The sequence below is a fragment of the Streptomyces sp. ICN903 genome, assembly GCF_022015835.1.
Lineage (GTDB): Bacteria > Actinomycetota > Actinomycetes > Streptomycetales > Streptomycetaceae > Streptomyces > Streptomyces fenghuangensis.
In genome coordinates, this window is record NZ_JAKMAY010000174.1 from 1 (window position 1) to 12,551 (window position 12,551).

General features: G+C 74.2%; 12 protein-coding genes. 7 read left to right on the plus strand and 5 right to left on the minus strand.

Annotation, left to right across the window (positions count from 1 at the left end):
- Positions 1-31 precede the first annotated feature (31 nt).
- Together L7D48_RS18085 and L7D48_RS18090 are read left to right on the plus strand one after the other, a co-directional pair.
- Positions 32-1,480, plus strand: coding sequence for an NAD(P)H-quinone dehydrogenase (locus L7D48_RS18085; protein WP_237880500.1), 1,449 nt, complete (start codon positions 32-34; stop codon positions 1,478-1,480).
- Positions 1,481-1,639: 159 nt separating this feature from the next.
- On the plus strand, positions 1,640-2,644 hold the full coding sequence (locus L7D48_RS18090) for a DeoR/GlpR family DNA-binding transcription regulator (RefSeq protein WP_237880501.1): 1,005 nt from the start codon (positions 1,640-1,642) through the stop codon (positions 2,642-2,644).
- Between the two features lie 101 nt (positions 2,645-2,745).
- Here the strand turns inward: L7D48_RS18090 and L7D48_RS18095 are convergent, their stop codons facing one another.
- Positions 2,746-4,521 carry a biotin carboxylase N-terminal domain-containing protein gene (locus tag L7D48_RS18095; protein WP_237880502.1) on the minus strand — a complete coding sequence of 592 codons (1,776 nt, stop codon included), beginning with the start codon at positions 4,519-4,521 and terminating at the stop codon, positions 2,746-2,748.
- 376 nt (positions 4,522-4,897) lie between these two features.
- Between L7D48_RS18095 and L7D48_RS18100 the strand changes: the two genes are divergently transcribed.
- Positions 4,898-5,407, plus strand: coding sequence for a hypothetical protein (locus L7D48_RS18100; RefSeq protein WP_237880494.1), 510 nt, complete (start codon positions 4,898-4,900; stop codon positions 5,405-5,407).
- Here the strand turns inward: L7D48_RS18100 and L7D48_RS18105 are convergent.
- The 4 genes from L7D48_RS18105 to L7D48_RS18115 form a co-directional block, all read right to left on the minus strand.
- Entirely contained in the window at positions 5,388-6,002 is a 615-nt protein-coding gene (locus L7D48_RS18105) for a nucleoside triphosphate pyrophosphatase (protein WP_374492704.1), read from the minus strand. The two genes, L7D48_RS18100 and L7D48_RS18105, sit on opposite strands and share 20 nt — an antisense overlap.
- 65 nt (positions 6,003-6,067) lie before the next feature.
- Complete coding sequence (gene mmpB, locus L7D48_RS29575; RefSeq protein WP_369126572.1) at positions 6,068-6,187, minus strand: morphogenic membrane protein MmpB; 120 nt, start codon at positions 6,185-6,187, stop codon at positions 6,068-6,070.
- A gap of 52 nt (positions 6,188-6,239) precedes the next feature.
- Positions 6,240-6,455, minus strand: a complete 216-nt coding sequence (locus L7D48_RS18110) for an acyl-CoA carboxylase subunit epsilon (protein ID WP_237880496.1) — start codon at positions 6,453-6,455, stop codon at positions 6,240-6,242.
- Between the two features lie 50 nt (positions 6,456-6,505).
- Positions 6,506-8,170, minus strand: a complete 1,665-nt coding sequence (locus L7D48_RS18115; protein WP_256462967.1) for an acyl-CoA carboxylase subunit beta — start codon at positions 8,168-8,170, stop codon at positions 6,506-6,508.
- Between the two features lie 81 nt (positions 8,171-8,251).
- Here L7D48_RS18115 and L7D48_RS18120 point away from each other — a divergent pair, with 81 nt between their 5' ends.
- The 4 genes from L7D48_RS18120 to L7D48_RS18135 all read left to right on the plus strand — a co-directional run.
- The gene (locus L7D48_RS18120) at positions 8,252-9,130 is read left to right on the plus strand and encodes a biotin--[acetyl-CoA-carboxylase] ligase (RefSeq protein ID WP_237880497.1); all 879 of its coding nucleotides are present in this window, start codon (positions 8,252-8,254) and stop codon (positions 9,128-9,130) included.
- A gap of 108 nt (positions 9,131-9,238) precedes the next feature.
- A complete protein-coding gene (locus L7D48_RS18125) occupies positions 9,239-10,369 on the plus strand; it encodes an adenylate/guanylate cyclase domain-containing protein (protein ID WP_374492711.1) in 1,131 nt (376 codons plus the stop codon).
- 198 nt (positions 10,370-10,567) lie between these two features.
- A complete protein-coding gene (locus L7D48_RS18130) occupies positions 10,568-11,368 on the plus strand; it encodes an enoyl-CoA hydratase/isomerase family protein (RefSeq protein WP_237880504.1) in 801 nt (266 codons plus the stop codon).
- A gap of 108 nt (positions 11,369-11,476) precedes the next feature.
- On the plus strand, positions 11,477-12,551 hold a 1,075-nt coding region (locus L7D48_RS18135), incomplete at its 3' end, for a sensor domain-containing diguanylate cyclase (protein ID WP_237880499.1).

Below are 12,551 nucleotides of genomic sequence, written 5' to 3' on the forward strand. Positions count from 1 at the left end.
GGTGGCGGCCGCCGCGGGGGCGCGTGCGAGACTGGGGTACGTGACTCGGATCGTGATCATCGGTGGTGGACCCGGCGGCTACGAGGCGGCGCTGGTGGCCGCGCAGCTCGGGGCGGAAGTGACCGTCGTCGACCGCGACGGTCTGGGCGGCGCCTCGGTGCTGACCGACTGCGTCCCCTCCAAGACGCTCATCGCGACCGCCGAGGTGATGACGAGCTTCGGTTCCTCCTACGAGGAGCTCGGCATCATCGTCGAGGACGGCACCCCCGACCCCGACAACCCCGCCCGGGTCGTCGGCGTGGACCTGGGGAAGGTCAACCGGCGTGTGAAGCGCCTGGCGCTGGCCCAGTCGCACGACATCACCGCCGCCGTCACCCGCGCCGGCGCCCGCGTGCTGCGCGGCCGCGGCCGGCTGGAGCCGAACCAGGCGTCCGGCGGCACACGGCAGGTCGTGGTGGAGACGGCCGGGGGCGAGGAGGAGCGGCTGACGGCCGACGCCGTGCTCATCGCCACCGGCGGCAAGCCGCGCGAGCTGCCCGACGCCCGTCCCGACGGCGAGCGCATCCTGAACTGGACGCAGGTCTACGACCTGGAGGAGCAGCCCGAGGAGCTGATCGTGGTCGGCTCCGGCGTCACCGGCGCCGAGTTCGCGGGCGCCTACCAGGCGCTCGGCTCCCGCGTGACGCTGGTCTCCTCGCGCGACCGCGTGCTGCCGGGCGAGGACCCGGACGCCGCGGTCGTGCTGGAGGACGTCTTCCGCCGCCGCGGCATGAACGTGATGTCGCGCTCCCGGGCCGCCTCCGCCAAGCGCGTCGGGGACCGGGTGGAGGTCACCCTCTCCGACGGCCGGGTCATCACCGGCAGCCACTGCCTGATGGCCGTCGGCGCCGTCCCCAACACCTCGGGCATCGGCCTGGAGGAGGCCGGGGTGGTGCTGAAGGACTCCGGCCACATCCGCACCGACCGGGTCTCGCGCACCTCCGCGCCCGGCGTCTACGCGGCCGGCGACTGCACGGGCGTGTTCGCGCTCGCCTCGGTCGCGGCCATGCAGGGCCGGATCGCGATGTACCACTTCCTGGGCGAGACGGTGGCCCCGCTGGACCTGAAGACGGTCTCGGCGAACGTCTTCACCGACCCGGAGATCGCCACCGTCGGCTACACCCAGGCCGACGTGGACGCCGGCCGGATCGACGCCCGGGCCGTCAAGCTGCCGCTGCTGCGCAACGCGCGGGCGAAGATGCAGGGCGTGCGGGACGGTTTCGTGAAGCTGTTCTGCCGTCCGGGCACGGGGATCGTGGTCGGCGGCGTGGTGGTCGCGCCGCGCGCCAGCGAGCTGATCCACCCGATCTCGATCGCGGTCGACAACAACCTGACGGTCGAGCAGATCGCGAACACCTTCACGGTCTACCCCTCGCTGTCGGGTTCGATCGGCGAGGTGGCGAGGCAGCTCCAGACGCGGAAGGCGGCCGAGGGCGGCTGACCGGGGGCCCGGGTTCCGCCGGGCCGTCCGCGTATACCACGGCAGGGTTCCGCCTGCGAACAATTTCCGTTATTCAGCGGAAACAGCTGAAACCAGACGGTCGCACGGGTTACCGTCTGTTCTGTGTTCGCTGCAGAACGTCGTCAACTGATCCTCGAAATGGTGCGGGCCAACGGAGCCGTGTCGCTCCGCGAGCTCGCACGTGTCGTCCAGACCTCCGAAGTGACCGTGCGTCGTGATGTCCGGGCGCTGGAGGCGGAAGGACTGCTGGACCGCCGGCACGGCGGCGCGGTGCTGCCCGGCGGCTTCTCACGGGAGTCCGGCTTCCCGCACAAGGCGCATCTGGCGACCGCGGAGAAGAGCGCGATCGCCGACGCCGCCGCGGGTCTCGTGGAGGAGGGCGAGGCCGTCGTCGTCGGCGCCGGGACGACCACGCAGGAACTGGCCCGCCGCCTGGCGCGCGTTCCCGGCCTGACCGTGGTCACCAACTCCCTGCTGGTGGCGCAGGCGCTGGCGCACGCCAACCGCGTCGAGGTCGTGATGACCGGCGGCACGCTGCGCGGCGCCGACTACGCGCTGGTCGGCAGCGGTGCCGAGCAGTCCCTGCAGGGGCTGCGGGTCTCGCGCGCCTTCCTGTCCGGCAGCGGGCTGACGGCCGAGCGAGGGCTGTCGACCTCCAACATGCTGTCGGCGAGCGTGGACCGGGCGCTGGTGCAGGCCGCCGCGGAGGTGGTCGTCCTGGCGGACCACACCAAGCTGGGAGTCGACACCATGTTCCAGACCGTCTCCCCGGAGGCCATCACCCGTCTGGTGACGGACGAGCCCCCGCCGCACGAGGACCGGGCGGCGGCCGAACTCCAGGCGCTGGCGGACCAGGGCGTCCGGATCACGGTGACCGGTGCGGCCGGTACGCCGTCCGGAGCGGTGGGCGCGGCGCCCGTGGCCCACCCCGGTCAGGGCGGGGCGGCCGGGGTGGAGGGCGAGGGCCGGCCCGGTGGTCCGGGCGGCCGGCCGCGGCGCGAGGTGCCGCTGCCGGGTCAGCGGGGCCGGCACCATCCGCCGGGCGGCGGGGGCGGCGCCCAACTGCGGGCGGCCCCGCCGATCGCTCCGGGCGAGAGCCAGACGATGGGCCGGGTCGCGGATCTGGCACCCCGCCGCCACTGAGACCGGCCGCGCGCCGGCGGCGTGTACGGCGTGTACGGCAAGAGGGGGCGGGGCGGCCGCGGCCGTCCCGCCCCCTTTCCGTGCGCCGGGGCGGTGCGGGCTCAGTCCTTGATCTCGCAGATGACGGCGCCGGCGCTGACACCGGATCCGACGGTGGCGTTCAGGCCCTTGACGGTGCCGGCGCGGTGGGCGTTGATGGGCTGCTCCATCTTCATCGCCTCCAGCACCACGATCAGCTCGCCCTCGGCGACGGTCTGGCCCTCCTCGACGGCGACCTTGACGATGGTGCCCTGCATCGGGGAGGCCAGCGCGTCACCGGAGGCGGCCGGGCCGGACTTCTTGGCCGCGCGCCGCTTGGGGCGGGCGCCGCCGGCCGCGGCGGTGCGGGCCAGGGTCATGCCCAGCGAGGCGGGCAGGGAGACCTCCAGGCGCTTGCCGCCGACCTCGACGACCACCGTCTCGCGGCCGGGCTCGTCGTCCTCCTCGTCCGCGCCGGGCGCGGCGAAGGGCTTGATGTCGTTGACGAACTCGGTCTCGATCCACCGGGTGTGGACGGTGAAGGGGTCGGCGGGGCGGCCGCCCACCTCCGGGGCGAAGGCCGGGTCGGCGACCACCGTGCGGTGGAAGGGGATGGCGGTGGCCATCCCCTCGACCTGGAACTCCGCCAGGGCCCGGGCGGCGCGCTGGAGGGCCTGCTGCCGGGTGGCGCCGGTGACGATCAGCTTGGCCAGCAGCGAGTCCCAGGCCGGGCCGATGACGCTGCCGGACTCCACGCCGGCGTCCAGGCGCACGCCCGGACCGGTGGGCGGGTCGAACTTCGTCACGGTGCCCGGGGCGGGCAGGAAGTTCCGGCCGGGGTCCTCGCCGTTGATGCGGAACTCGAAGGAGTGGCCGCGCACCGGCGGGTCGTCGTAGCCCAGCGGTTCGCCGTCGGCGATGCGGAACATCTCGCGGACCAGGTCGATGCCGGTGACCTCCTCGGTGACCGGGTGCTCGACCTGCAGGCGGGTGTTGACCTCCAGGAAGGAGATCGTGCCGTCCTGGCCGACGAGGAACTCGCAGGTGCCGGCGCCGACGTAGCCGGCCTCCTTCAGGATGGCCTTGGAGGCGCGGTACAGCTCGGCGTTCTGCTCGTCCGTCAGGAACGGCGCGGGGGCCTCCTCGACCAGCTTCTGGTGGCGGCGCTGCAGCGAGCAGTCACGGGTGGAGACGACCACCACGTTGCCGTGCTTGTCGGCCAGGCACTGGGTCTCCACGTGCCGGGGCCGGTCCAGGTAGCGCTCCACGAAGCACTCGCCGCGGCCGAAGGCGGCCACCGCCTCGCGCACCGCGGAGTCGTACAGCTCGGGGACCTCCTGAAGGGTGCGGGCGACCTTCAGGCCGCGCCCGCCGCCGCCGAAGGCGGCCTTGATGGCGATCGGCAGGCCGTGCTCCTTGGCGAAGGCCACCACCTCGTCCGCACCGGAGACCGGGTCGGGGGTGCCGGCCACCAGGGGTGCGCCGGCGCGCTGGGCGATGTGGCGGGCGGCGACCTTGTCGCCCAGGTCGCGGATGGCCTGCGGGGGCGGGCCGATCCAGTTCAGCCCGGCGTCGATGACGGCCTGGGCGAACTCGGCGTTCTCCGACAGGAAGCCGTAGCCGGGGTGGATCGCGTCCGCGCCGGAGTCGGCCGCGGCCTTGAGCACCTTGGAGATGTCCAGGTAGCTGGTGGCGGGGGTGTCACCGCCGAGCGCGAAGGCCTCGTCCGCCACCCGCACGTGGAGTGCGTCCCGGTCCGGGTCGGCGTAGACGGCCACGCTCGCGATCCCGGCGTCCCGGCAGGCCCGGGCGACCCGGACAGCGATTTCACCGCGATTGGCGATGAGCACCTTGCGCACGATGGCTTCCTCCTTGGCGCTGGGCCGCAACATATGAGCGATGTGAGTTTAGGTATCGGCGACACCGCAGGCCGAGTCGCCCAGGGGGGTGAGCTTGCCCACACGGAATGTGACCCCGGGAGTCCCGGGGAGCCCAAATCCCTTGTGGGTACACGGTACGCCGCGATCTCGCGTCCGGCTGGAGATCCTCGGTGTGGTCAAGGTTACTGTCCGGCGGGGAAACGAGCGTCCCGGACTCTTTGTGGGGTTCCTACGAATGGAGGGGTGATTCTTTGCCGGGGCGCGAGGTCTTTCCCGAGCCGTTACCCGTTAGTAGCATGCGCGCTGCCGAAGGGCCGCGCACCGCGCGCCCATGGGACGACGGGTGGGGGACGGAATGGCGCACAGAAGGGCGGTGGCCCTGACGGCGGCCGCCGTGCTCGCGGCCGAAGCCGCCGGTGCCGGGTGGCTGCACTGGGTCCTGGGGCTCATGGTCGACCGTCAGGAGATGTCCCTGGCCGGACTCGAACCGCGTCTGATGGCCGTCTCGACATGGACCGGCGGCGTGCTCGTCGGCGCCTACCTGCTGCTGTGCGCCGCGCTGCTGCTGCGTGCGGGGCTGGCCGACCGGCCGCCCGCCCGCCTCGCCCGTGCCCTGCTGGTCGCCGCGGCCGTGGTGCACGGGGTGCTCGGCGCGCTCGGCGTCGGACTGGTGGGCTGGGCCGCCTTCGCGGCCATGATGCTCGTGCTGGGGCTGCTGGTGCTGACCCTGGTGGCGTACGGCCCCCGCGGTCGTACCGAGGAGGCGCGGGAGCCGGGCGCGCCGGGGAGCCCGGAGGGCCCGGAGGGCCTCGGGGGAGCCCCGGCGGGACCGCCCGGGCCGCCCCTCACACCCACAGCTCCGTGACGGAGACGTCCAGTTCGGCCAGGAGGCGGCGCAGCAGCGGCAGCGACAGCCCGATGACGTTGCCGTGGTCGCCCTCGATGCCGTCGACGAAGGGGGCCGAACGGCCGTCGAGGGTGAAGGCGCCCGCGACGTGCAGCGGTTCGCCGCTGGCGACGTAGGCGGCGATCTCCTCGTCGCTCGGCTCGCCGAAACGGACGGTGGTGGCGGCGGTCGCCGAGGCCCGGCGGCCGGTGGCCGTGTCCACCACGCAGTGCCCGGTCACCAGGACGCCCGCCCGCCCGCGCATGTCCTTCCAGCGGGCCGCGGCCTCCTCGGCGTCCGCCGGCTTGCCCAGCGGCCGCCCGTCCAGCTCCAGCACCGAGTCGCAGCCCACGACGAGCGCGCCGGCGGCCTCGGGCCGCCCGGCCACGGCGTCCGCCTTCGCCTCGGCCAGCAGCAGGGCCAGCTCAGCCGGGGTGGGGGCGTCCAGGGCGTCCTCGTCCACACCGCTGACGATCACCTCGGGCGCCATCCCCGCCTGCCGGAGCAGCCCGAGCCGGGCGGGGGACTGGGAGGCGAGGACGAGGCGGCGGCGGGGCGTGGTGTCGTGGGCCATACGGCCCATCCTAGGAAGTCTCCCGGCAGCCGCGGGCCGGGGCCGCGCCGAACCGGGCCGCCCGCTCACAGCAGCAGGAAGACCGCCACCATCGCGACGGCGAGCAGCCAGCCGGTACGGCGGAGCATCGCCTGGGTGGTGCGCAGCTCCTCGGGGGGTTCGTCGGCCGGGTCGGACCAGAGCATGCCCCCGATCCTGCGCCACGGCCGTGCGGGATGTCTCCCGCCGGCGGGCAGGTCAGGCGGGCCAGTACGCCGTCCGCCAGGCCCGCGGGCCCGGGTGCGGCAGGCGGTGGCCGGGGACGGTGCGGGCCGGGTCCGACCACTCCGAGCCGCGCTCGGCGGGCCCGTCGGCCCCGCCCGCGGCCGCGAGGGCCGCGGCCCGGGTGCGCACCACCGCCAGGGCGGCGGCCAGTTCCTCGGGGGTCGGATTGCCGCGTACGACCTTGATCACGTCACGGTCTCCTCGCTGTCGCGGGCGGTCACAGGGTGCCCAAGGGGCGGTCAGAGCGGGATGTTGCCGTGCTTCTTCGGCGGCAGCGACTCGCGCTTGTTGCGCAGCGAGCGCAGCCCCCGCACGATGTGGCGGCGCGTCTCGGAGGGCACCACCACCGCGTCCACGTACCCGCGCTCGGCGGCCACGTACGGGTTGAGCAGGGTGTCCTCGTACTCGGCGGTCAGCTTGGCCCGCAGCTCCTCGCGCTCCTCGTCCGTCTTCGCCGCCGCCAGCGTCCTGCGGTGCAGGATGTTGACCGCGCCCTGCGCGCCCATCACCGCGATCTGGGCGGTGGGCCAGGCGAAGTTGAGGTCGGCGCCCAGGTGCTTGGAGCCCATCACGTCGTACGCGCCGCCGAACGCCTTGCGGGTGATGACGGTGATCAGCGGCACCGTCGCCTCGGCGTAGGCGTAGATCAGCTTGGCGCCGCGCCGGATGATGCCGCCGTACTCCTGGTCGGTGCCGGGCAGGAAGCCGGGCACGTCCACGAAGGTCAGCACGGGGACGTTGAAGGCGTCGCAGGTGCGCACGAAGCGCGCGGCCTTCTCGGAGGCGTCGATGTCCAGGCAGCCGGCGAACTGCATCGGCTGGTTGGCGACGATCCCGACCGGGTGGCCCTCCACCCGGCCGAAGCCGGTGAGGATGTTCGGCGCGAACAGCGGCTGGGTCTCCAGGAACTCGCCGTCGTCCAGCACGTGCTCGATCACGTCGTGCATGTCGTACGGCTGGTTGGCCGAGTCAGGGATCAGCGTGTCCAGCTCGCGGTCGGTCCCGGAGGTCTCCAGGTCCGCCTCCTCGGGGAAGGCGGGCGGCTCGGAGAGGTTGTTGGACGGCAGGTACGACAGCAGCGCCTTGACGTACTCGACCGCGTCCTCCTCGCCGGAGGCCATGTAGTGCGCGACACCGGAGGTGGAGTTGTGGGTGCGGGCGCCGCCCAGCTCCTCGAAGCCGACGTCCTCGCCGGTGACGGTCCTGATGACGTCGGGGCCGGTGATGAACATGTGCGAGGTCTGGTCGACCATCACCGTGAAGTCGGTGATCGCCGGGGAGTAGACCGCGCCGCCCGCGCACGGGCCCACCACCAGCGAGATCTGCGGGATCACACCGGAGGCGTGGGTGTTGCGGCGGAAGATCTCGCCGTAGGCGCCGAGCGAGGCCACACCCTCCTGGATGCGTGCGCCGCCGGAGTCGTTGATGCCGATGACCGGGCAGCCGGTCTTCAGCGCGAAGTCCATCACCTTGACGATCTTCTGGCCGTAGACCTCGCCCAGCGCGCCGCCGAAGACGGTGAAGTCCTGGGAGAAGACGGCGACCGGGCGTCCGTCGACCGTGCCGTAACCGGTGACGACGCCGTCGCCGTAGGGGCGGGTGGCGTCCAGGCCGAAGTTGGTCGAGCGGTGGCGGGCGAACTCGTCCAGCTCCGTGAACGACCCCTCGTCCAGCAGCAGTTCGATCCGCTCGCGGGCGGTCAGCTTGCCCTTGGCGTGCTGCTTCTCCACCGCGCGCGCCGAACCCGCGTGCGTGGCCTCCTCGATACGCCGCCGCAGATCCGCGATCCTGCCCGCGGTCGTGTGACGATCCTGGTCCTCGGGGGCTGGGCTCTGCTGCTCGGACACGGGCTGCGGCTCCTCGTCGTGGCGTCTGGTCGTCGTGCGTCGTGCGTCGTGCGTCATGGCGTCTGGCTACCGACTCGTAGCGTATCGGCGCGGGAGTGATCCGGCGGTGCGGCGTTTGCCACACCTAATCTGTCTTGCATGACACCGAACGACCCGTCGGACAGTCCCTGGTCGGACCTGGAACGCCCCCCGCTGAACACCGCCTCGCTGCGCCGTGCGCTGGTGCGGCCCGAATCGCTGTGGACCTCGCTGGAGGTGGTGGACTCCACCGGCTCCACCAACACCGACCTCGCCGCGCGGGCCGCCCGCGGCGAGGCGCGGGAGGGGGAGGTGCTCGTCGCCGAGCGGCAGACCGCGGGGCGCGGGCGGCTGGAGCGCACCTGGACGGCGCCCGCCCGCTCGGGACTGTTCCTCTCCGTACTGCTGGCCCCCGAGGCGCCCGCCGAGCGGTGGAGCTGGCTGCCGCTGCTGGCCGGAGTCGCCACCGCCTCCGCCCTGTCCCGCACGGCCGGGGCGGACGTGGTGCTGAAGTGGCCCAACGACGTCCTGGTGCGCTCCGGGGACGAGGAACGCAAGATCGGCGGCATCCTCTCCGAGCGGGTCGAGCGGCCCGGCGGCCGTGCCGCCGTGGTACTGGGTATCGGACTCAACGTCACGCTGCGCCAGGAGGAGCTGCCGGTGCCCGGGGCCGGCTCCCTGGCCCTGGCGGGCGCGCGCGTCACCGACCGCGACACCCTGCTGCGCGCGGTGCTGCGCTCCGTGGAGGAGTGGTACGTCCGCTGGCGGGAGGCCGGCGGTGACCCGGAGGCGAGCGGAGCGCGCGAGGCCTACACGGCGAGCTGCGCCACGCTGGGCCGGCGGGTGCGCGCGGTGCTGCCCGGGGAGCGAGAGCTGCTGGGCGAGGCGGTCGCGGTGGACGGCGCCGGGCGGCTGGTCCTGGCCGGCGCCGAGGGCGTGCAGCAGCCGGTGGGCGCGGGTGACATCGTGCACCTCAGGCCCGGTTCACAGGAGGCGTAGGGCGTCCGCCGGGGCGGCCGCGGGAGCGGTCGCCGGGAGAGTGAGCCAGGGCACACCTGCCGTATCGTTGAGGCGACCCAGCGCGGCGGGCGCGGCGGCAGTGAGTGGATCGGAAGGGCAGTGGACGACTCGGGCACCCCAGCCGAAGAGCCGGCGACGGACGGCGAAGCGGCCGGTGAGGCGGCCGGCGAGGCGGCCCATGACCAGGCCCGGCCGGAGGAGGACCCCCTCGCGCTCCGCCTGGAGCAGCTGATCCTCGGCGCCGGCCGGCAGTACACGCCCTTCCAGGCGGCCCGCGCCGCCGACGTCTCCATGGAGCTGGCCGCCCGCTTCTGGCGGGCGATGGGGTTCGCCGACATCGGCCAGGCCAAGGCACTGACCGAGACGGACGTGATCGCGCTGCGGCGGCTGGCCGGCCTGGTGGAGGCGGGGCTGCTGAGCGAGGCGATGGCGGTGCAGGTGGCGCGGTCCACCGGGCAGACCACCGCGCGGCTGGCCGAGTGGCAGATCGACTCCTTCCTGGAGGGCCTGACCGAGCCGCCCGAGCCGGGCATGACCCGCACCGAGGTGGCCTACCCGCTGGTCGAGCTGCTGCTGCCGGAGCTCCAGGAGTTCCTGGTGTACGTCTGGCGGCGGCAGCTGGCCGCCGCCACCGGCCGGGTGGTGCAGGCGGCCGACGACGAGGAGATGGTCGACCGGCGCCTGGCGGTCGCCTTCGCCGACCTGGTCGGCTTCACCCGGCTGACGCGCCGGCTGGAGGAGGAGGAGCTGGGCGAGCTGGTCGAGGCGTTCGAGACCACCGCCGCCGACCTGGTCGCCGCGCACGGCGGCCGGCTGATCAAGACGCTCGGCGACGAGGTGCTCTACGTCGCCGACGACGCGGGCACCGCGGCCGAGATCGGGCTGCGGCTGATCGAGACCCTGGCCAACGACGCGACGATGCCGGAGCTGCGGGTGGGCATGGCCCTGGGCACGGTCACCACCCGGATGGGCGATGTCTTCGGCAACACGGTCAACCTGGCCAGCCGGCTGACCTCGATAGCGCCCAAGGACGCGGTGCTGGTGGACGGCGCGCTGCGCGCCGAACTGGTGGCCGCCGGGGAGGCGCCGGAGTCGGAGAAGGAGACGGACGCCGACGCGTCGTACCGCTTCGCGCTCCGCCCCCTCTACCAGCGCCCGGTACGCGGCCTCGGCGTCATCGAGCCCTGGCTGCTGACCCGCCGCACCCCCGGTTCCTGACCACCTCACCTCCGGTTCCTGACCACCTCACCTCCGGTTCCTGACCACCTCACCCCGGTTTTCGGCCGCCGCCCCGCCACTCGCCCCTGACCCGCCGGGCGGGGCGGATGGCATGATGCGCCCGTACACCAGTGAGCGATCGTTAACCGGAAGGGCTGCGTGGACGACGTGAGCGAGGGCGTGAGCGTGGGCGAGGGCGTGAGCGAGGAGCGGTTCGGCGAGTGGGTCGCGGTGCGGCGGGAGCCGGACGGGCACGTCGCCGAGCTGGTGCTGGACCGGCCGAAGGCGATGAACGCCGTCTCCACCGAGATGGCCAGGAACATCGGGGACGCCTGCGCCGCGCTCGCCGCGGACCGGCGGGTGCGCGCCGTGGTGCTCTCCTCCACCCACGAGCGTGCGTTCTGCGTGGGCGCCGACCTGAAGGAGCGCAACTCCTTCAGCGACGCCGACCTGTCCCGGCAGCGGCCGTACGCCCGCGCCGCCTACACCGGGGTGCTGGAGCTGCCGATGCCGACGATCGCCGCCGTGCACGGGTTCGCGCTCGGCGGCGGCTTCGAGCTGGCCCTGTCCTGCGACCTGATCGTCGCCGACCCCACCGCGGTGGTCGGCCTGCCGGAGGTGTCGGTCGGGGTGATCCCCGGCGGCGGCGGAACCCAGCTCCTGCCGCGCCGGGTGGGCGCCGCCCGCGCCGCCGAGCTGATCTTCACCGCGCGCAGGGTGGAGGCCGATCAGGCCCGCGAGCTGGGCCTGGTCGACCTCCTCGCGGCCCGTGGCGAGGACCGCGCCGAGGCGCTGGGGCTGGCCCGGCGCATCGCCGCCAACTCCCCGGTGGGCCTGCGGGCGGCCAAGCGGGCGCTGCGCACCGGATGGGGGATGGATCTGCGCGCCGGTCTGGAGGTCGAGGACGCGGCCTGGCGCTCGGTGGCGTTCTCCGGCGACCGGGCCGAGGGCGTGGCCGCCTTCAACGAGAAGCGGGCCCCGCGCTGGCCGGGGGAGTGACCCGGGGTTGAGCGGGCACGAGCCCGGTGAGCCGGAGCGGGCCGGTGCGAGCCGGTCGGCGACCCGGAGTGAAGGCCCATAACCTGGGTCGTGTGGATCGGGTACGGCATGGGTGACGACGCGCGGCTGAGGACCGTGGTGGGGCTGGCGCAGAAGATGGCCGCCGCCCACACCCTGCGCGACGTCGCCCGCACCGCCGCCGAGGGCGCGCGGGCCGCGCTGGGCGGCTCCTTCGCGGCCCTGTCCGTCTGGGAGCGCGAGCGCGGCCTGCTGCGGGTGCTGGTCAACACCGGCGAGCGGCGCGGGGACGAGGAGGAGTTCCCCGAGGACGAGACGTACCCGGTCCACGACTTCCCCGAGATCACCGGCCTGCGCCACGGCGGCGGCCCGGGGGACGGGACGCGCGCCTGGGTGGAGACGGCCGACGGCGGGGACCGGGCGTCCCGGTACGGCCCCGGGGCGCCCCAGGAGGGCCGGTCCCCGGCGCTGCGCCGGCGGGGGCGCGGCTGCTGCGTGGTCGCCCCGGTCGTGGTGGACGGGCGGGCATGGGGTGAGCTGTACGTGGCGCGCGAGCCCGGTCGGCCGGTCTTCGACCGGGCCGACGCGGACTTCGCCGAGGCGCTGGCGTCGGTGATCGCGGCCGGGATCGCCCAGACCGAGCGGCTGGAGGAGGTGCGCCGGCTGGCCTTCACCGACCCCCTCACCGGTCTGGCGAACCGCCGGGCGGTGGACGTGCGGCTGGACGAGGCGCTGGAGCGGCACCGCGCGGACGGGACGGTGGTCAGCCTGCTGGTCTGCGACGTCAACGGGCTCAAGGGGGTCAACGACGTGCTGGGCCACGAGGCGGGCGACCGGCTGCTGGAACGTTTCGCCTCGGTGCTGTCCCTGTGCGGCGCGATGCTCCCGGACACCCTGGCCGCCCGGCTGGGCGGGGACGAGTTCTGCCTGCTGGCGGTGGGCCCGCCGGCGGACGAGGTGGTCCGGGTGGCGGACGAGGTGTGCCGCCGGGCGGCGGAGCTGGAGACGGGGCAGGGGGTGGCCTGCGGGGTCGCCTCGACGGGCGACCCGATAGGCCCGGTCCGCTCGGCCCGCCGGCTGTTCCGCCTCGCCGACGCCGCCCAGTACCGGGCCAAGGCGGCCCGTACCGACAAGCCGGTGGTGGCCGGGCGAGAAGGCGGCGGGG